The organism is Flavobacterium myungsuense (assembly GCF_042677265.1).
GTDB lineage: Bacteria > Bacteroidota > Bacteroidia > Flavobacteriales > Flavobacteriaceae > Flavobacterium > Flavobacterium myungsuense.
In genome coordinates, this window is record NZ_JBHTIZ010000013.1 from 57,539 (window position 1) to 76,650 (window position 19,112).

General features: G+C 32.9%; 14 protein-coding genes. 8 read left to right on the forward strand and 6 right to left on the reverse strand.

Going from position 1 to position 19,112, the window contains the following annotated elements:
• Positions 1–4: 4 nt before the first annotated feature.
• From ACFQ0S_RS05590 to ACFQ0S_RS05600, 3 genes are all read right to left on the reverse strand, one after another.
• Positions 5–1,411: an MBL fold metallo-hydrolase gene (locus tag ACFQ0S_RS05590; RefSeq protein ID WP_379756624.1), complete on the reverse strand. Its 1,407-nt coding sequence runs from the start codon at positions 1,409–1,411 to the stop codon at positions 5–7.
• 75 nt (positions 1,412–1,486) lie between these two features.
• The gene (locus tag ACFQ0S_RS05595; protein WP_379756621.1) at positions 1,487–2,290 is read right to left on the reverse strand and encodes a sulfite exporter TauE/SafE family protein; all 804 of its coding nucleotides are present in this window, start codon (positions 2,288–2,290) and stop codon (positions 1,487–1,489) included.
• 77 nt (positions 2,291–2,367) lie between these two features.
• Positions 2,368–2,997 (reverse strand): Crp/Fnr family transcriptional regulator, encoded by a 630-nt coding sequence (locus ACFQ0S_RS05600; protein ID WP_379756618.1) that lies wholly within the window; start codon positions 2,995–2,997, stop codon positions 2,368–2,370.
• A gap of 165 nt (positions 2,998–3,162) precedes the next feature.
• Here ACFQ0S_RS05600 and porX point away from each other — a divergent pair, with 165 nt between their 5' ends.
• From porX to ACFQ0S_RS05625, 5 genes are read left to right on the forward strand one after another with little or no spacing between them, the layout of a single operon-like run.
• Positions 3,163–4,743 carry a T9SS response regulator signal transducer PorX gene (gene porX, locus ACFQ0S_RS05605; protein WP_379756615.1) on the forward strand — a complete coding sequence of 527 codons (1,581 nt, stop codon included), beginning with the start codon at positions 3,163–3,165 and terminating at the stop codon, positions 4,741–4,743.
• Positions 4,744–4,799: 56 nt separating this feature from the next.
• On the forward strand, positions 4,800–5,210 hold the full coding sequence (gene tsaE, locus ACFQ0S_RS05610; RefSeq protein ID WP_379756612.1) for a tRNA (adenosine(37)-N6)-threonylcarbamoyltransferase complex ATPase subunit type 1 TsaE: 411 nt from the start codon (positions 4,800–4,802) through the stop codon (positions 5,208–5,210).
• A 45-nt stretch (positions 5,211–5,255) separates the two neighbouring features.
• Positions 5,256–6,449, forward strand: a complete 1,194-nt coding sequence (locus ACFQ0S_RS05615) for an alanine dehydrogenase (protein ID WP_379756609.1) — start codon at positions 5,256–5,258, stop codon at positions 6,447–6,449.
• Positions 6,450–6,484: 35 nt separating this feature from the next.
• Positions 6,485–6,859, forward strand: a complete 375-nt coding sequence (locus tag ACFQ0S_RS05620) for a DUF4258 domain-containing protein (protein WP_379756606.1) — start codon at positions 6,485–6,487, stop codon at positions 6,857–6,859.
• A 29-nt stretch (positions 6,860–6,888) separates the two neighbouring features.
• Positions 6,889–8,673 carry an ABC transporter ATP-binding protein gene (locus tag ACFQ0S_RS05625; protein WP_379756603.1) on the forward strand — a complete coding sequence of 595 codons (1,785 nt, stop codon included), beginning with the start codon at positions 6,889–6,891 and terminating at the stop codon, positions 8,671–8,673.
• 86 nt (positions 8,674–8,759) lie between these two features.
• Here the strand turns inward: ACFQ0S_RS05625 and ACFQ0S_RS05630 are convergent, their stop codons facing one another.
• Positions 8,760–10,043, reverse strand: a complete 1,284-nt coding sequence (locus ACFQ0S_RS05630) for a tetratricopeptide repeat protein (RefSeq protein WP_379756601.1) — start codon at positions 10,041–10,043, stop codon at positions 8,760–8,762.
• Positions 10,044–10,067: 24 nt separating this feature from the next.
• On the reverse strand, positions 10,068–12,689 hold the full coding sequence (gene gyrA / locus ACFQ0S_RS05635; protein WP_379756598.1) for a DNA gyrase subunit A: 2,622 nt from the start codon (positions 12,687–12,689) through the stop codon (positions 10,068–10,070).
• A 262-nt stretch (positions 12,690–12,951) separates the two neighbouring features.
• Between gyrA and ACFQ0S_RS05640 the strand changes: the two genes are divergently transcribed.
• The 3 genes from ACFQ0S_RS05640 (at position 12,952) to ACFQ0S_RS05650 (ending at position 17,480) form a co-directional block, all read left to right on the forward strand.
• Positions 12,952–15,495 carry an ATP-dependent Clp protease ATP-binding subunit gene (locus tag ACFQ0S_RS05640; protein WP_379756595.1) on the forward strand — a complete coding sequence of 848 codons (2,544 nt, stop codon included), beginning with the start codon at positions 12,952–12,954 and terminating at the stop codon, positions 15,493–15,495.
• Positions 15,496–15,576: 81 nt separating this feature from the next.
• On the forward strand, positions 15,577–16,947 hold the full coding sequence (rimK, locus tag ACFQ0S_RS05645; RefSeq protein WP_379756592.1) for a 30S ribosomal protein S6--L-glutamate ligase: 1,371 nt from the start codon (positions 15,577–15,579) through the stop codon (positions 16,945–16,947).
• Positions 16,948–16,964: 17 nt separating this feature from the next.
• Positions 16,965–17,480: a DUF421 domain-containing protein gene (locus tag ACFQ0S_RS05650; RefSeq protein ID WP_379756589.1), complete on the forward strand. Its 516-nt coding sequence runs from the start codon at positions 16,965–16,967 to the stop codon at positions 17,478–17,480.
• Here the strand turns inward: ACFQ0S_RS05650 and hutH are convergent.
• Positions 17,477–18,982, reverse strand: a complete 1,506-nt coding sequence (gene hutH / locus ACFQ0S_RS05655) for a histidine ammonia-lyase (protein WP_379756586.1) — start codon at positions 18,980–18,982, stop codon at positions 17,477–17,479. The genes ACFQ0S_RS05650 and hutH overlap by 4 nt on opposite strands.
• Positions 18,983–19,112: the final 130 nt, after the last annotated feature.

Genomic DNA, 19,112 nt, shown 5'->3' on the forward strand with positions numbered 1-19,112 from the left:
TATGTTATTTTAAAGTAGACGGACAAACATAATTTGTTGTTTTTATCCCTGTTTTTTTAATGGCATCAAAACCTCCTAATACGTTAATTGCATTGTGATATCCTCGAGCCTTTAATATTGATGTAGCAATCATTGATCGATATCCTCCGGCACAATGCAAATAAAAATTATCTTCTTTAGGAAACTCTGCCAAATGTTCGTTAAGGAAATCTAAAGGGGTCGAAACAACTTCAATAATGTGTTCTGCAGCATATTCTCCGGGCTTTCTAACATCAAAAACAGGTGCTTTATGCAGAATCATTTCTTCTAATTCTCCTGCAGAAACTGAAGTCACAGTATCATATTCTAATCCTTCTTTTTTCCAGGATTCGAAACCACCTTTAAGGAAACCTAATGTATTGTCATAACCTACTCTTGCTAATCGCATAATAGTTTCTTCCTCTTTTCCTAATGGAGTTACTAAAAGTATTGGATGCTTACTGTCGATAATTAATGATCCCACCCAAGGAGCAAAATTACCGTCTATACCTATAAAAATAGATTTTGGAATATGTCCTTTGGCAAAATCATCCTGATGACGAACATCCAAAATTAATGCATCGGTTTCGTTAGCAACCAATTCGAAGGTTTTGGGTTCATAGGCTATAGCTTCTTTTATAATATCATCCACATTTTCGTAGCCTTCTTTGTTTAACCTTACATTCATAGGGAAATATGCTGGCGGTGGTAATAAACCATCTGTGACTTCTTTAATGAATTCTTCTCTAGTCATATCTTCACGAAGCGCATAATTTATTTTCTTTTGTTCACCAATAGTTCCCACAGTCTCTTTGCTTAAATTTTTACCACAAGCACTTCCTGCACCATGAGCAGGATAAACAATTACATTGTCTGGCAAAGTCATCACTTTAGTTCTTAAACTTTCAAAAAGTATCCCTGCGAGTTGCTCTTGTGTCATATGTGCGGCTTTTTGAGCCAAATCAGGTCTGCCAACGTCTCCTAGAAATAAAGTATCACCGCTAAACAGAGCATGCGCTACACCGCCCTTGTCTTTAAGAAGATAGCAGGCACTTTCCATAGTATGTCCAGGAGTATGAAGAACTGTAATAGTGATTTCACCTAACTGAAAGACTTCTCCTTCTTTAGCAATATGTGCTTTAAAACTAGGATTTGCATTAGGTCCAAAAACAATAGGCGCACCTGTTTTTTCAGCTAGGGTAACATGACCACTTACAAAATCAGCATGAAAATGAGTTTCAAAAATGTATTTGATTTTAGAATTGTTTCTATTTGCTATATCTATATAAGGTTGCACTTCACGCAATGGATCTATAATAGCTACTTCACCTTTACTTTCTATATAATAAGCGCCTTGTGCCAAACAACCTGTATAAATTTGCTGTACTTTCATTTCATTTTTGATTTTAAAGTAAAATTAATTCCTATTTTTATAATAATTTGTAACAAATGATACATTTATAATGAATCAGGTCCATATAAACTCTTTTATTATAATGTAAATTCCCATGGCCAAAACAAACCAACCAAAGGCTGTTTTGAGTTTGTTGCCTTCAACCTTTCTAGCTATACGATTTCCAATAAAAATTCCAAGAATAGAACAAAAAGTAAAAAGAGAAAGTAATTTCCAATCAATAATTTGAGAGCCTTGAATATCGCCCAAAAAGCCTATTAAAGATTGTGAAGCTACTATAATGAGAGAAGTTCCTACGGCCATTTTCATTGGTGTTTTAGCTAAAAATAATAGTGTTGGAATTATTAAGAAACCTCCACCTGCACCTACAAATCCAGAAATTAAACCTATAGCAATACCTTGTATTCCAATTTTATAATAATTGAGTTTTTCTCCACTTCTATATTCAATTACTTCTGATGGTTTAATCATTTTAATTGACGCAACTATCATTACAACCGCAAAAACTAGCATAATTAAAACCGATTTACTTAATGTGAATTGGTCTGTTTCAAATAGAATCGTTGGAATTCTTGGAACTAAAATTTTGCGTGTAAAAAAGACAGTAATCACTGTAGGAATACCAAATAGTAAAACTTTCTTCAAATCGACTTGGTTTTGTTTGGCTTTTTGAATACCACCAACAAGTGATGCTGAACCAATTACAAATAAAGAATAGGCTGTTGATAATGTAGGTTCTATACCCATTACATACACTAGTATTGGAACCGAAAGAATAGAACCTCCACTACCTAGCATGCCTAAAGTCATCCCTACAAAAATGGCTAGTATGTATCCTATGATTTCTGTAATCTCCATATACAACTATTTTATAGTGCAAAGATGAACCAAATAGTATATGATTTGTGCAACAAAAGTTACAGAATAAGCATTTATTATTTAAGAAGTTCAATTGAGGCTCTATGCAAACGAATTGTTCCTTCGTTTTCAAGGGATTTTAGTATTCGGGAAACCACTACTCTTGAAGTATGCAAATCGTAAGCAATTTCTTGATGAGTATTCTTTATTTCTTTGGAATTATTGATTTTAACTTTATCTTTTAGATAATGTAAAATTCGTTTGTCCATATTCATAAAAGCAAGATTGTCAATTGCATGGAGCATTTCTTTTAGACGGCTGTTGTAACTATTAAAAACATAAACTCTCCAACTTTTATACTTCCCTAACCATTCTTCCATTTTGTGAACAGGTATCATAATAACAGTACCATCCGTCTCAGCGACCGCTTTAATTTCGCTTTTAGTATCTCCCATGCAACATGCCATAGACATGGCGCAGGTATCTCCTTTTTCTATAAAATATAAAAGTAATTCGCCTTCATCAACATCTTCTCTAAGTATTTTTATAGCACCAGTTATAAGTAATGGCATTTTCTTGATGTAATCACCAAAATCAATTAGTATATCGTCTTGTTTAAAGTCCCGAAATAAAGAAACAGCTACAATTTCGTCTATTAGCTTTTCTTCAAAGAGCGTTCCGTAGGTTTCTTGAAGCAGTTTTTTCATACCTTAATACTTATTTGATGTTGTAAATTTCGGAATTATTTATTGATTTATTGAATAAAAACATTCATAATTTTAATAGAAATAACTTTACAATAATTTTAAGAAGTACTCGTTGAAATAATGTTAAATTAGCTTCAAAATACATAAGAACAAAAACCATTCAAAATGGATCAAATAAAAATACTTTGGGTAGATGATGAAATTGATTTGCTCAAGCCTCACATTCTTTTTTTAGAAAAGAAAAATTATCATGTAACTACTTGTAACAACGGTCGTGACGCAATAGATGTTTTTGAAGAAGGAAATTTTGATATTGTTTTTCTAGACGAAAACATGCCAGGAATGAGCGGATTGGAAACTTTGGCTGAAATTAAAGAGAAAAAATCTTCAACTCCTGTAATTATGATTACCAAAAGTGAGGAAGAATATATCATGGAAGAGGCTATTGGTTCTAAAATTGCAGATTATTTGATAAAACCAGTTAATCCAAATCAGATTTTGTTGAGTTTGAAAAAGAATCTAGATCATTCGCGATTGATTTCTGAAAAAACTACTTTAGATTATCAAAAGGAATTTAGAAAAATTGCTATGGATTTAGCAAATGTAAATTCCTATGAAGATTGGATAGAATTGTATAAAAAATTGGTTTTTTGGGAGTTAGAACTCGAAAATATTGAAGACCAAAGTATGATAGCCATTCTTGAATCTCAAAAAGTAGAAGCCAATTCGCAATTTGGTAAATTCATTGAACGCAATTATGAAGATTGGTTTGCTACGCCAGTTCGCCAAGGTTCGAGTGAACCTAAATCAGATAAACCTGTCCTTTCGCATACTTTGTTTCGAGAAATCGTAGTTCCTGAAATCACAAAAAAAGATAAACCCATTTTGTTTATAGTTATTGACAACTTGCGTTACGACCAATGGAAGGCTTTTGAAAGTGTAGTAACTAATCATTACAAATTAGAAAAGGAAGTTGATTATTACTCTATTTTGCCAACCGCAACACAGTATGCAAGAAATGCTATTTTCTCTGGTTTAACGCCATTAGAAATGGAAAAACAATTTCCTCAATATTGGAAAAATGATGTGGAAGATGGTGGAAAAAATTTATATGAAGCTGAGTTTTTGACTGCTCACCTGAAACGATTAGGATTAAGTATCAAACAGGATTATTTTAAAATCACTAATCTAACTAGCGGTAGGAAACTAGCAGAAAACTTTAAGACTTTAAAAAATAATGATTTAGTTACAGTTGTTTACAACTTTGTTGATATGCTTTCACATGCTAAAACAGAAATGGATGTGGTGAAAGAATTAGCTTCAGACGATAAAGCGTATCGCTCCTTAACGTTAAGCTGGTTTAAGAACTCACCGCTTTTAGAGATTATTCAACAAGGTCAAAAAATGGGATTTAAACTAGTCTTAACCACTGACCACGGAACGATTAATGTAAAAAATCCTTCGAAAGTAATAGGAGATAAAAATACCAGCTTAAATCTTCGCTACAAAACTGGACGAAGCCTAACGTATGAAGATAGAGATGTTTATGCCGTAAAAGATCCTAAGAAAATCGGCTTGCCTACAATTAATATGAGTAGTTCTTATATTTTTGCAAAAAATGATTTTTTCTTGGCCTACGTAAATAATTACAATCATTATGTAAGTTATTATAAAAACAGTTACCAGCATGGTGGAATTTCGTTAGAAGAAATGATTATTCCTTTGTTGGTATTTAATCCAAAATAGAATAGGTTTTAGTCATTTTTAGTAAACTGAACAGTAAAAACTGAATACAAAATTTTATGGAAATTACATTTTCATTAGAGCAAATTAATGAGGTTGCAAAACAAATCTTAAATTCAAATCCAAAAAAAGTTATATTATTTAATGGTCCAATGGGGGCTGGAAAAACAACTCTAATTAAAGCTATAACTAAACTTTTAGGTGTTGAAGGTGCTACTAGTAGTCCAACTTTTTCTTTAGTTAATGAATACCTAACAACTGATAATAAATCGCTTTACCATTTTGATGTGTATCGATTAAAAAACGAAACTGAAGCTTTAGATATGGGTATTGATGAATACCTCTATTCCGGCAATTGGTGTTTTATAGAATGGGCAGAAAAAATACCGAATTTGATTCCAGAAGCATATTCAATAATTGAAATGAAATTAAATACAGACGGAAAAAGAACAATACAATTAACTTGTTAAGCATAAAATTTTGTAAATTGCTCCGGATAATTTACAATTCTATTTATGGCACTTACACCATTTACTAAGCAACAATTACTTCCACAAGAAGAAAAGTTAGAAATAACCCGTCATAAAAGCGAACTTTTTATAGGCATACCCAAGGAGACCAGTTTTCAAGAACGGAGAATATGCTTAACTCCTGATGCTGTAAATTCGCTTACTTCGCACGGTCATCGTGTACTTTTAGAATCTGGTGCTGGTTTAAGTTCTAGTTATTCGGATAAGGAATATAGTGATGCTGGTGCTGAAATTTCAAATGATCCTAAAAAAGTTTTCAAATGCCCTATACTTCTAAAAGTCGAACCTTTGACTATTGAGGAAATTGAGATGGTAAATAGAGAAGCGATTGTTATTTCCGCCATTCAATTAAAAACCAGAAAGGCAGATTATTTTCAGGCACTTAAAAAAAAGAAAGTAACTGCACTTGCTTTTGAATATATTAAAGATGAAGACGGTTCATACCCCGCAGTGAAATCTTTAAGCGAAATTGCAGGAACAGCCTCAATACTTGTTGCCGCCGAATTGATGATTAACAACCAATTTGGGAAAGGCTTATTATTTGGTAATATTACTGGAGTTCCTCCTACTGATGTTGTAATACTTGGTGCTGGAACTGTAGGTGAATTTGCAGCTAAAACGGCTTTGGGTTTGGGTGCTAATGTAAAAGTTTTCGATAATTCAATAACCAAACTAAGACGTTTACAAAACAATTTAAATCAGCGCATTTTTACGTCGACGATTCATCAGAAATCTTTACTAAAAGCCATTCGTCGCTGCGATGTGGCTATTGGTGCTATGAGAGGTAAAGAACGTTGTCCTGTTGTGGTTACTGAAACCATGGTCGAACATATGAAAAAAGGTGCAGTTATTGTAGATGTAAGTATCGACACCGGGGGATGTTTTGAAACATCGGAAGTAACAACTCATGAAAAGCCTACATTTATAAAAAACAACGTGATTCATTATTGTGTTCCTAATATTCCTTCTCGTTATTCTAAAACAGCTTCTTTATCTTTAAGCAACATTATTACTCCTTTCTTAATTCAAATTGCCGACGATGGGGGTCTTGAAAGTGCTATTCGATGTAATAAAGGCCTTAAAAATGGCGTCTATTTGTACCACGGAATTTTAACTAATAAAGCTATTGGGGAATGGTTTAATATTCCTGATAGTGATATTAATTTAATAGTTTTTTAACGGAACTTTAAATTACATTTGCAAAAAAATAACACATGACTTTTAAATATCGCTTTTCCTATTATTTAATCGGTTTTATAATGGGAATGTTCTTTGTTGCAATGGTTTTTAGTGGTAAAGATACACGTTGCAATTACTTTCCTAATGCTCGGGTTTTGAATGACATGAGAAATAAACCATTTTCTTTTTCGGAAAAAGCACAACAAATACTAGCTCAAAAATGGGTTGACACATCGGATATTAAAAACTCCCTAACCTATGGTGATATTGATTTTGACAAAAGTAATATTCCCTTCGAAAAAGGAAAGCTTTATATTATTGAGGGCAAAACAAAAAACAATCAACCAATCATTTTAGAAGTTATTAATTATACTGACAAAGCGATTTTAAAAGATATTATTAGGAAATAAAGATGCTTTCATAAAAACATATTTTTAAAATGGCACGATTCAAAGAAAACGATTTACCTAAATCTAAAATTACGGCAACTTCACTTCAAAAAGCGACCGTAATTTTTAAATATGCTGCAAACCATCGTTGGAAATTTTATTTAGGTTTAGTTTTCTTACTATTAACAAGTGTAACTGCATTGGCATTTCCTAAATTTATGGGAATGCTAGTGGATTGCGTCAATAAAAAAGACGGACATCAAGCCAATTTAATTGCATTAGGACTTGGATTGGTTTTGCTCTTACAATCTGTTTTTTCTTTTTTTAGACTGTCATTATTTGTAAATTTCACTGAAAATACGTTGGCTAATGTTCGTTTGGCATTGTATACTAATTTAGTAAAATTGCCAATGTCCTTTTTTTCTCAAAAGAGAGTGGGAGAATTAAACAGTAGAATTAGCAACGATATCAGTCAGATACAAGACACACTTACTACTACAATTGCTGAATTTTTACGTCAGTTTATATTGATTATTGGAAGTTTTGCTATGTTGGCTAGTATAAATATTAAGTTAACCATTATGATGGTTTCAGTCGTTCCACTGGTTGGAGTTGCTGCAGTTATTTTTGGTCGATTTATACGCAAGTATTCTAAAAAAGTTCAAGATGAAGTTGCCGATAGTCAGGTAATCGTAGAAGAAACCATGCAAGGTATTAGTATAGTTAAGGCTTTTGCTAACGAGTGGTATGAAATAAGTAGGTATCAAGATAAAATTAAAGAGGTCGTTAAAATTGCCATTAAAGGTGGACTATTTAGAGGGTATTTTGCTTCATTTATTATAATATGTTTGTTTGGAACTATAGTTGCTGTTGTTTGGTATGGAGTTGTATTGAGTATAGCAGGCGAAATTACAGTAGGAGAATTGTTTACTTTCATCCTTTATTCTAGTTATGTTGGCGCATCGTCAGGCGGAATTGCCGAATTGTATGCTCAAATGCAAAAGGCCATTGGTGCGACCGAAAGAGTTTTCGAATTGTTAGAAGAAACACCTGAAAAAATCAATAGTTCTTCATCAATAGTACTCCAAAAAATTAAAGGCAATATGACTTTTAAAAATGTAAAGTTTAGCTATCCTTCTAGAAAAGAAATACAGGTTTTAAAAGATGTGAGTTTTACCGCCAACTTTGGACAAAAAGTAGCTATTGTAGGTCCGAGTGGTGTAGGAAAATCGACTATAGCTTCACTCCTACTTCGTTTTTATGACATTGAATCCGGCACTATTGAAATTGATGGGAAGAGCCTTTATTATTTTGATCTAGAAACACTTCGTGGTAATATGAGCATTGTACCTCAAGATGTGATTTTGTTTGGAGGAACCATAAAAGAGAACATCGCTTATGGGAAACCTAACGCAACCGAAGAAGAAATTTTTACGGCCGCTAAACAAGCCAATGCCTTGAATTTTATAGAAGGATTCCCTGAACAATTTGAAACTATTGTGGGCGAAAGAGGCATCAAATTATCAGGCGGACAACGACAACGTATTGCCATAGCTCGTGCCTTACTTAAAAATCCAAGTATCTTAATTTTAGACGAGGCGACTTCATCATTAGATAGCGAAAGTGAGAAACTAGTTCAAGAAGCTTTAGAGATTTTGATGCAAGGCAGAACGAGCATCATTATCGCCCATCGTCTATCTACTATTCGGAGTGCGGACCAAATTTTAGTTTTAGATAATGGAGAAATCACAGAACAGGGTACGCATCAGGAATTGGTTGCTCTTGAAAATGGGGTTTATAAAAACTTGAGCAACTTACAGTTTAGCAATTCGTAGTTTTTTTAAGTTATAAAAAAGTGCAAGTAAACCAGGATTTATTCCTTATTTACTTACACTCATTAATAATTAGGGGTATAGCATTATTATTTAACTAATTTAGCTTTCAAAGCTTTTTTCTTATCTGACATTTCTAAAGCGCCATAAACATTTAATAGTGTGGTAGATACATCTTCATTTTTAGGATCAAGTTCATTAGCTTTTTCTAAAAAAGGTAAGGTATCCATAAAAACAGCTAGTCTTTGTTTTTTAAGCACTTCATATCTCTTGTTGTCTTTTTCGGAAGTTCCTAATTTATTCATTTCGTCAATGATTTTTTTCTCTCCATCTAATTTTAAAATGGCTAAATTTAGGTATGCATTTACATAATCAGGTTTAATATCGATGGCTTTTTTATAATATTTTTCAGCCTCGACAGCATCTGTTTTAGCAGAAATAACCCCTAGGTTAAATAATAAATCTGGATCATTTGGATTTTTTTCCAAAACTTCTGAAATCAGTTTTTTGTAAGTTGTAAAATCTTCTAACTTTAAATACAAATCGGCTTCAGTAAGTGTTAAAGAAGAGTCATCTGGATTAGCAACTCTTGCCTCTGAAAGCGCTTTTTTAGCTTCGTCTACTTTACCTTCTTGAACTAAAATCAAGGCGATGTTCTTATAAATTTCACCTCTTTTTGAAGGAATTTTTTCATCTCTGGGATCGATATATACTTTAAGTTTAACTTTACTATCTCTGTCAGCTTTGGCTTCAGGAGTTGTACCAAAATAATCTTCCTTTTCAGTAAGTACATTTTTAGCAAAATAAGACATTCCTTCACCTGAAAAATTCTGTGCCTTAAGTTCATTATAATAAGATAATGCTGTATCATATTCCTGAGCATTTACCGCATAGCTTGCTGCATAATACAGTTTTTCCAAATCTGATTTATCTAATTCGTATACTGTGTACAACGTTTTGGAAGCCTCAGAATATTTTTTATTGGTCCCATCTTCAATAGCACTGCTTAATAGTTTTCCTTTAATATCAGTAATTGACGTTTCAGCTTGACTCGTGTATTTTGATTTTCCTGAAATTTTTTCAACAGCAATTAAGTCTTGATAGGCTTTTGCAGCATCTAATTGATTTTTTGCAACATCAATTTTCTTATTAGCCAAATCTAATAGCGTGTTTCCCTTTACAAAATAATATTGCGCTTTTTCAGAATCGGTTGCAGCACCTATTAAAGATTCTGCTTGCAATAAAATAGTTTTAGCTTCGGTTGAATTTCCGTTTTTTAAAGCTTTTTCAGCCGCTTTAATTTGATCTTTTTGAGCAAAAGTGCTAACCGATATCATCAAAGCTGACGCGAGTACTACATATTTACTTTTCATTATTATATAATTTAATTTGTTTAATTATTCATCATCGTCTGAATCATCTTCCTCCTCTATTTCTTCTTCTATTTCAGAATCATCATCTTCATCGTCATCTTCATCAGCAGCGCCGTCGTCTTCAAGAATTTCTAAAACTGGTTTCACCCTTTCAATAGCTTCGGTTTCTATAACATTACCGTCTTCATCAACAACAACTTCAACGACATCATCTTTCATAACTTTAGTTACTGCAGCAATAGAATCATTTCCTTTAATGTTGATTAACTTAACACCTTGGGTTGCTCGACCCATTACTCTCAAATCTTCAACTGCCATTCTGATGGTTAATCCTGATTTGTTGATAATCATTAAATCATCGGCATCAGTTACTGCATTTATAGAAATTAATTTTCCAGTTTTCTCTGTAATGTTAAGGGTTTTAACTCCTTTTCCTCCACGATTGGTAATTCTATATTCGTCTAAGCTAGATCGTTTACCGTAACCGTTTTCAGCAACTACAAGAATTTCACTGTTCATATCATTTACAGTAACCATACCAATTACTTCATCTGATTCGTCTTTTAAAGTAATACCACGAACTCCAGAAGCTGTTCTTCCCATCGGACGGGTTTTAGTTTCTTCAAAACGAACTAGTTTTCCAGATTTTACAGCCAAAATAATTTGACTCTCACCATTAGTTAATTTAGCTTCTAATAATTCATCTCCATCTTTAATAGTAATTGCAGCAACTCCATTCACTCTAGGTTTTGAATATTTATCAAGTGATGTTTTCTTAACCTGACCTTGTTTGGTTACCATTACTAGATTATGGCTAGTAGTATATGCTTTATCTTTTAAATCTTGCGTACAAATAAATGCTTTTACTTTATCGTCGCTTTCTATATTGATAAGGTTTTGTAAAGCACGTCCTTTTGCTGTTTTACTTCCTTCTGGAATTTCATATACTCGCATCCAAAAACACTTCCCTTTTTGAGTAAAGAACATCATATATTGGTGATTCGTAGCTACAAACATGTGTTCTAAGAAATCCTGATCTCTAGTTCCAGCACTTTTTTGGCCAACTCCTCCTCTATTCTGCGTTTTGTATTCAGTAAGATTTGTACGTTTAATGTATCCAGCATGCGAAATGGTAATAACCACATTTTCATCGGCAATTAAATCTTCAATACTTACATCACCACCTGAATATTCAATTTGAGAACGACGAGCATCACCATATTTATCTCTTATTTCGATTAATTCTTCTTTAATTAATTCTGTTCTTAAATTAACGTCTGCTAATAATGCTTTTAAGTGTTCAATTAATTTCATCAACTCCTCATACTCCGCTCTTAACTTGTCTTGTTCTAAACCAGTCAATTGACGCAAACGCATCTCTACAATAGCACGAGATTGAATATCTGATAATTTAAATCGTTCAATTAATTTTTCTCTAGCTTCTTCAGTATTTTTTGATCCTCTTATTAAAGCAATTACTTCATCAATATTATCAGAAGCAATAATTAAACCTTCTAAAATATGGGCTCTTTCTTCTGCTTTTCGTAATTCAAATTGAGTTCTACGAACTACAACATCATGACGGTGCTCGATGAAATAATGAATCATATCTTTTAGATTCAACATTTGCGGACGCCCTTTTACCAATGCAATATTGTTTACACTAAAAGAAGATTGCAATTGTGTAAACTTATATAAAGTATTTAAAACCACATTTGGCGTTGCATCACGTTTTAAGATATAAACGATACGCATTCCATTTCTATCCGATTCATCACGAATATTGGCAATACCTTCAATTTTTTTATCATTAACTAAATCAGCAGTACGCTTAATCATATCTGCTTTGTTAACTTGATATGGAATTTCTGAAACAATAATAGATTCTCTTCCATCTACTTCTTCAAAGCTTACTTTTGCACGCATGACAATTCGTCCGCGTCCTGTTTTGAAAGCTTCGCGAACCCCTTCGTAACCATATATAATACCACCTGTAGGGAAATCGGGAGCTTTAATATGGTTCATTAATTCGTCGATTTCAATTTCATTATTGTCAAGATAGGCTAATGTACCATTGATAACCTCAGTTAAATTATGAGGAGGCATATTGGTTGCCATACCTACAGCTATTCCGGTTGCTCCATTAATTAATAAGGTAGGAACACGTGTTGGCATTACTTTTGGTTCATATAAAGTATCATCAAAATTCAATTGAAAATCAACCGTTTCTTTTTCGATGTCAGCCATGATTTCTTCAGAAATCTTTTTCATTCGAGCTTCAGTATAACGCATAGCTGCAGGGCTATCTCCATCTACCGATCCAAAATTCCCTTGCCCGTCTACTAATAGATAACGCATACTCCATTCTTGAGCCATACGAACCATCGCATCATAAACTGAGGTGTCTCCGTGTGGATGATACTTTCCTAAAACCTCTCCTACAATTCTTGCAGATTTTTTATGGGCAGATTTTGAGGTTACTCCTAAATCATACATACCGTATAAAACTCTTCGATGTACCGGTTTCAATCCGTCACGTACATCTGGCAGTGCTCTTGACACAATTACTGACATCGAATAATCGATGTAAGCTGATTTCATTTCGTCTTCTATGTTAATAGGAATTAACTTTTCTCCGTCAGACATATTTATAGTTATATTTAAAATTATATTATTTAAAAAAATCTTGCTAATATAACCTTTTCAGATTATTTTTTGCATAAATGTTTATAGAAATTTGATTGATTTATTAACAAAATCGAGGTCTTTTTAAGTTAATAAGTTAATTTATTTTTAACAAAAAAAATTGTTTTTTTTTTGTCTATTAGCTGACAGTACATTTATAGGGTATGGTTATTGTAATTACAATTCATATTCACTAAATTTACATTATAAAACATACAATTTTATGGATGATAATTTTTCACCAAGAGTCAAAGATGTTATAACTTACAGTAAAGAAGAAGCCTTACGTTTAGGACATGATTTTATTGGAACTGAGCATTTAATGTTAGGGATTTTAAGAGACGGAAACGGTAAAGCAATATCAATTCTGAACAATTTGTCAGTTGATTTGGATCACTTGCGAAAAAAAGTTGAAATATTAAGCCCTGCTAATCCGAATGTGATTGTGAGTAACGAAAAAAAGAATTTGCATTTGACCCGTCAAGCCGAAAGAGCACTAAAGACAACTTTTCTTGAAGCTAAAGTTTTTCAAAGCACTTCAATAAGCACAGCGCATTTGTTATTGTGTATTTTAAGAAATGAGAACGACCCTACAACCAAGCTCCTCAATAAACTAAAAATAGATTATGATGTAGCTAAAGAACAATACCTCAATATGACACCTAACGAAGAAAATTTTTTAGAAAATTTGCCTAGAAACGAATCGTTTAATGATGATTCAGGTCAAGATGATAATCTTAGAGAAGGCAACTTTAACAATCCGGCAAATAAATCGAACAAAAAGTCAAAAACTCCTGTTTTAGATAATTTTGGAAGAGATTTAACCGAAATGGCCGAAGAAGGCAAGCTTGACCCTGTTGTGGGCCGCGAGAAAGAAATTGAACGTGTATCACAAATTTTGAGCCGACGTAAAAAGAACAATCCGTTACTTATTGGCGAGCCAGGAGTTGGTAAATCGGCAATTGCTGAAGGATTAGCTTTACGAATTATTCAGAAGAAAGTGTCAAGAAACTTATTTAACAAGCGTGTAGTTACATTAGATTTAGCTTCTCTTGTGGCGGGAACAAAATACCGTGGTCAGTTTGAAGAGCGCATGAAAGCTGTTATGAATGAACTTGAAAAAAATGATGATATTATTCTTTTTATTGATGAAATTCATACTATTGTTGGCGCAGGTGGAGCAACGGGTTCGCTTGATGCCTCTAATATGTTCAAACCTGCTTTGGCACGAGGTGAAATTCAGTGTATAGGAGCCACTACGTTAGATGAATACAGACAGTATATAGAAAAAGACGGCGCTTTAGAAAGACGTTTTCAAAAAATTATTGTTGAACCGACATCTGTTGATGAAACGATTACTATTTTAAATAACATCAAAAACAAATACGAAGACCATCACAACGTTACGTATACTCAAGAAGCAATTGAGGCTTGCGTGAAGTTAACTAACAGATACATGTCTGAGCGTTTTTTACCAGACAAAGCTATCGATGCGCTTGATGAAGCTGGTTCTCGTGTTCATATTACCAATATTGAAGTTCCTAAACAAATATTAGACTTAGAGCGTCAGTTGGAAGATGTTCGTGAATTGAAAAACACAGTAGTCAAAAAACAAAAATATGAAGAAGCCGCTAAGCTTCGTGATGATGAAAAACGCATAGAAAAAGATCTAGCAATTGCTCAGGAACAATGGGACGAGGATTCTAAAAACAATAGAATAGTTGTAACAGAAGATAATGTTGCCGATGTAGTTTCTATGATGACAGGAATACCTGTAAATCGTATTGCACAAACCGAGAGTAATAAATTAGCTAATCTTCCTGAACTAATTGAAAATAAAGTTATTGGACAAAAAGAAGCAGTGCTAAAAATTGCTCGTTCAATACAAAGAAATCGTGCTGGATTAAAAGATCCGAACCGACCAATTGGTTCGTTTATTTTCTTGGGTCAAACGGGTGTAGGTAAAACTCAATTGGCTAAAGTATTAGCTCGAGAATTATTTGATTCTGAGGATTCACTCATTCGAATTGACATGAGTGAATACATGGAGAAATTCGCCATATCAAGACTTGTTGGTGCTCCTCCAGGCTATGTTGGCTATGAAGAAGGAGGCCAGTTGACTGAAAAAGTGAGAAGAAAACCATATTGTGTAGTATTACTTGATGAAATTGAGAAAGCGCATCCAGATGTTTTTAACATGCTGTTACAAGTTTTAGATGATGGTTTTTTAACAGATAGTTTGGGTAGAAAAATTGATTTTAAGAATACCATAATCATCATGACTTCTAATGTTGGCGCACGTCAGTTAAAAGATTTTGGTCAAGGTGTTGGATTTGGAACTGCTGCAAAAGTAGCTCAAGCTGATGATAATTCGAAAAGTATTATTGAAAATGCATTGAAGAAAACATTCGCTCCCGAATTTCTTAACAGAATTGACGATGTCATTGTGTTTAATGCTTTAGAAAAACACGATATTGATTTGATTATTGAAATTGAATTGAAAAAATTATACGATCGAATTGCTGAATTGGGTTATAACTTAAAACTTTCAGATAAAGCAAAAGCATTTATCGCTGATAAAGGTTTTGATAGACAATTTGGTGCAAGACCATTAAAAAGAGCCATTCAAAAATATGTTGAAGATGCTTTAGCAGAAGAAATTATTACTTCTAAAATTGGATCAGGGGATGAAATTTTTATGGATTTAGATGAAGTGGCTCAAGAGTTGTTTATTAATGTTAAAAAAGCAGAAAAACCAACAAATTAATTTTATTTTTTTTTACCACGAATAAATGAATAGTTTAGAATACGAATTCATTTATTCGTGTTTTTTTTAATCCTCTTTATTATGCCACAGAACAAAGTTATTCTAGGCTCAGAAGAATGGTTTTCTTTTCCTGATTTAGGAATCCCTACCATAAAAGCACGTGTCGATTCAGGTGCGAAAACTTCAGCGCTTCATGCAATAAATATAGCTCCATTTATAAAAGACGAGAAGAATTGGGTTAAATTTGATATTAATCCGATACAAAATGACCTAAAAACAATCATTCATTGTGAAGCCCCACTAGTAGACAAAAGAATAGTAAAAAGTTCTAGTGGCTATAGAGAACAGCGTTATGTAATTCAAACCACTTTAGACATAGGAACTGCAAGTTGGACCATAGAAATGACATTAACAAACAGGGATTCGATGGGATTTAGAATGCTTTTAGGCCGTGAAGCTATGAGTGGCAGAGTGTTAGTAGATCCTGAGCAACTTTTCCTTTTGGGGCAAGCTTCAAGTGATAAATTAAGTGAAATTTATCAAAATTCTGTAATTCCTTCTTCGGGTTTGAGAGTTGGGCTTTTGGCCAGTAATCCTGAATTATATAGCAATAAAAGAATTATGGAGGCAGGCGAAATGCGAGGTCATGAAATGCACTTCTTAAACATCAAAGAATGCTACATGAAACTGGATGCTACTAAACCAGAAATTCATTATAGAGGCGGAAAAATTTTAAATCAATTTGATGCTGTTATTCCTAGAATAAGACCAAGTATTACCTTCTATGGTTGCGCATTAACTCGTCAATTTGAGGCTCTTAAAGTTTTTTGTTTAAATTCTTCAACAGCAATAACTCAATCTAGAGACAAACTATTTTCATTACAGTTGTTGTTGAATCATGGTATAGAAATTCCTACCACTGGTTTTGCTAATTCACCATTAGATACTGACGATCTTATTAAAATGGTTGGAGGACCACCATTAATAGTTAAATTATTAGAAGGCACACAAGGAAAAGGTGTTGTATTAGCTGAAACAAAAAAGGCTGCTGAAAGTGTAATTAATGCTTTTAAAAGTTTGAATGCTAATATTTTAGTTCAAGAATTTATAAAAGAAGCAAATGGAAAAGACATTCGTTGTTTTGTAATTGACGGAAAAGTCGTTGCTGCCATTCAGCGAGAAGCATTGCCAGGAGAGTTTAGAGCAAATATTCATTTAGGAGGAACAGCCTCTATAATTAAAGTAACTTCTGAGGAGAAAAAAATTGCCATAAAAGCTGCAAAAGCAATGGATTTGAAAGTAGCTGGTGTTGATATTATTCGTTCCTCTAAAGGACCTTTATTATTAGAAGTAAATTCATCACCAGGATTAGAAGGTATTGAAGGAGCAACCAATAAAGATATTGCTGGAGAAATGATTAAAGCTATTGAAAAAAACATCAAACAAAAATAATCTACATCAATAAATAGATGAATCCATATTTAGATATTATTTTACGTAGTGCTGGGGTATATTTGTTTATGGTTATCGCCTTACGAATTTTTGGTAAAAAGGAATTATCACAACTCAATACAGCTGATGTTATATTAATTTTACTAATAAGTAACTCCGTTCAAAATGCAATGGTTGGAACCGACACGAGCCTTTGGGGTGGATTAGCAGCGGCTTCAGTTTTGTTTGTTATTAATTTTGTCTTAAAAAAATTAATGTATCGTTATAAGGGATTTAGTGATTTCATGCAGGAAAAGCCCGAAATTCTAATTCATGATGGAAATTTGGATTTTAAAATATTAAGTAAATTAAACATTACTTCCGACGAATTGAAAGAAGCCATGCGAGAGCACGGTGTAGAATATTTTAAGGATGTGAAATTGGCGATGCTAGAAATTGATGGTAATATTAGTATTATTTCTGGAGATACTAATTTAACGCAAACTCATTATAAAAGAAAACGCAAACATAAAAGCTTGATTGACGGGAATTAATACTCCAATCCATCTATCATAAAACTATTCAAAAAAGCTAGTGATTTTTCAATATCATAATGAAAAATTCTATCGTTTTCTATTAAAGGAACTTCTTCCCTGTAAGATTTCAAGAACATTTCTATAAAATTACTAGACTTTAAAGGTCTTCGAAATTCGATAGCTTGCGAGGCATTCAATAACTCAATTGCCAAAATTCGTTCTAAATTATCCATGATGCGCAAGGCTTTTGTTGCGGCATTTGCTCCCATACTCACATGGTCTTCTTGACCGTTACTAGAAACAATATTATCTATACTTGCTGGGGTTGCCAACTGTTTGTTTTGACTAACAATACTTGCAGCTGTGTATTGTGGTATCATCAAACCAGAATTCAAACCTGGATTATCGACTAAAAATGCAGGAAGATTTCGCAAACCAGAAACCAATTGAAAAGTTCTTCTTTCGGAAATACTTCCTAATTCTGCCAATGCATTAGCTATAAAATCTAAAGCTAAAGCTAATGGTTGACCATGAAAATTACCTCCCGATAAAATCTGATCACTTTCTATAAAAATATTAGGATTATCAGTAACTGAATTGATTTCTGTTTTAAACACTTTTCTCACATAATCAATTGCATCTTTTGAAGCTCCATGTACTTGCGGTATACAACGAAACGAATATGGGTCTTGCAAATGTGACTTAGATTGTTCAGCAATTTCGCTTCCTTCTAAAAATTCTATAATTCTATTAGCAGTCATAATTTGACCTTTGTGCGGTCGTATATAATGAATAAGCTCATTGAATGGTTCAACTTTACCATCAAAACCTTCAAGAGAAATAGCCGCAATTAAATCAGCAATATAACAATACTTAACCGCTTTCATTAAAATATGTGAACCGTAAGCACTCATAAACTGAGTTCCATTTAATAATGCTAAGCCTTCTTTAGATTGTAAAACAATTGGCTCCCAATTAAAATGTTTTAAAACTTCAATTGAACTAACTCTATTGCCTTCAAAATTAACCTCTCCTAAACCAATTAACGGCAATGACAAATGTGCTAACGGAGCCAAATCGCCAGAAGCACCTAAAGAACCTTGCTCGAAAACTACTGGAAGAATATCATGGTTATAAAATTCAATTAATCGCTCAACAGTTTCTAATTGAACGCCCGAATAACCATAACTTAAAGATTGAATTTTAAGCAATAACATCAATTTTACAATAGCCTGAGGAACTTCATTTCCAGTACCACAAGCATGCGATTTAACTAAATTCTCTTGTAATTGGGATAAATTCTCATTCGAAATCTTAACATTACACAACGAACCAAAACCTGTATTAATACCATAAATTGGACTGTCTTGAGAAGTCATTTTATTATCTAAATATTCTCTACATTTTTGAATATTTATCTTTGCTTCTTCTGATAGAGCGATACTTTTGTGATAGGTAATAATTTGATGTATGGTTTCTAAATTTAAAACTTCGGAGCTGATATAATGAAAATTGTCCATTTATGTATAATTAAGACTTCAAAATTCAATAAACGATTGTTAAAAAACAAGTGATGTTGATAATTAAATTAATTTAAAATGCATTTTCAATAAATTTTAAACTTCAAAACTCAATAATAATAAAAATAAT

Bases quoted from the DNA above. Each gene is read 5' to 3' on its own strand.
- ACFQ0S_RS05625 (WP_379756603.1), top strand. From the start codon at position 6,889: ATGGCACGATTCAAAGAAAACGATTTACCTAAATCTAAAATTACGGCA.
- gyrA (WP_379756598.1), bottom strand. From the start codon at position 12,689: ATGTCTGACGGAGAAAAGTTAATTCCTATTAACATAGAAGACGAAATG.
- ACFQ0S_RS05650 (WP_379756589.1), top strand. From the start codon at position 16,965: ATGAATCCATATTTAGATATTATTTTACGTAGTGCTGGGGTATATTTG.
- ACFQ0S_RS05620 (WP_379756606.1), top strand. From the start codon at position 6,485: ATGACTTTTAAATATCGCTTTTCCTATTATTTAATCGGTTTTATAATG.
- ACFQ0S_RS05600 (WP_379756618.1), bottom strand. From the start codon at position 2,997: ATGAAAAAACTGCTTCAAGAAACCTACGGAACGCTCTTTGAAGAAAAG.
- rimK (WP_379756592.1), top strand. From the start codon at position 15,577: ATGCCACAGAACAAAGTTATTCTAGGCTCAGAAGAATGGTTTTCTTTT.
- hutH (WP_379756586.1), bottom strand. From the start codon at position 18,982: ATGGACAATTTTCATTATATCAGCTCCGAAGTTTTAAATTTAGAAACC.
- porX (WP_379756615.1), top strand. From the start codon at position 3,163: ATGGATCAAATAAAAATACTTTGGGTAGATGATGAAATTGATTTGCTC.
- ACFQ0S_RS05590 (WP_379756624.1), bottom strand. From the start codon at position 1,411: ATGAAAGTACAGCAAATTTATACAGGTTGTTTGGCACAAGGCGCTTAT.
- ACFQ0S_RS05640 (WP_379756595.1), top strand. From the start codon at position 12,952: ATGGATGATAATTTTTCACCAAGAGTCAAAGATGTTATAACTTACAGT.
- tsaE (WP_379756612.1), top strand. From the start codon at position 4,800: ATGGAAATTACATTTTCATTAGAGCAAATTAATGAGGTTGCAAAACAA.
- ACFQ0S_RS05615 (WP_379756609.1), top strand. From the start codon at position 5,256: ATGGCACTTACACCATTTACTAAGCAACAATTACTTCCACAAGAAGAA.
- ACFQ0S_RS05595 (WP_379756621.1), bottom strand. From the start codon at position 2,290: ATGGAGATTACAGAAATCATAGGATACATACTAGCCATTTTTGTAGGG.
- ACFQ0S_RS05630 (WP_379756601.1), bottom strand. From the start codon at position 10,043: ATGAAAAGTAAATATGTAGTACTCGCGTCAGCTTTGATGATATCGGTT.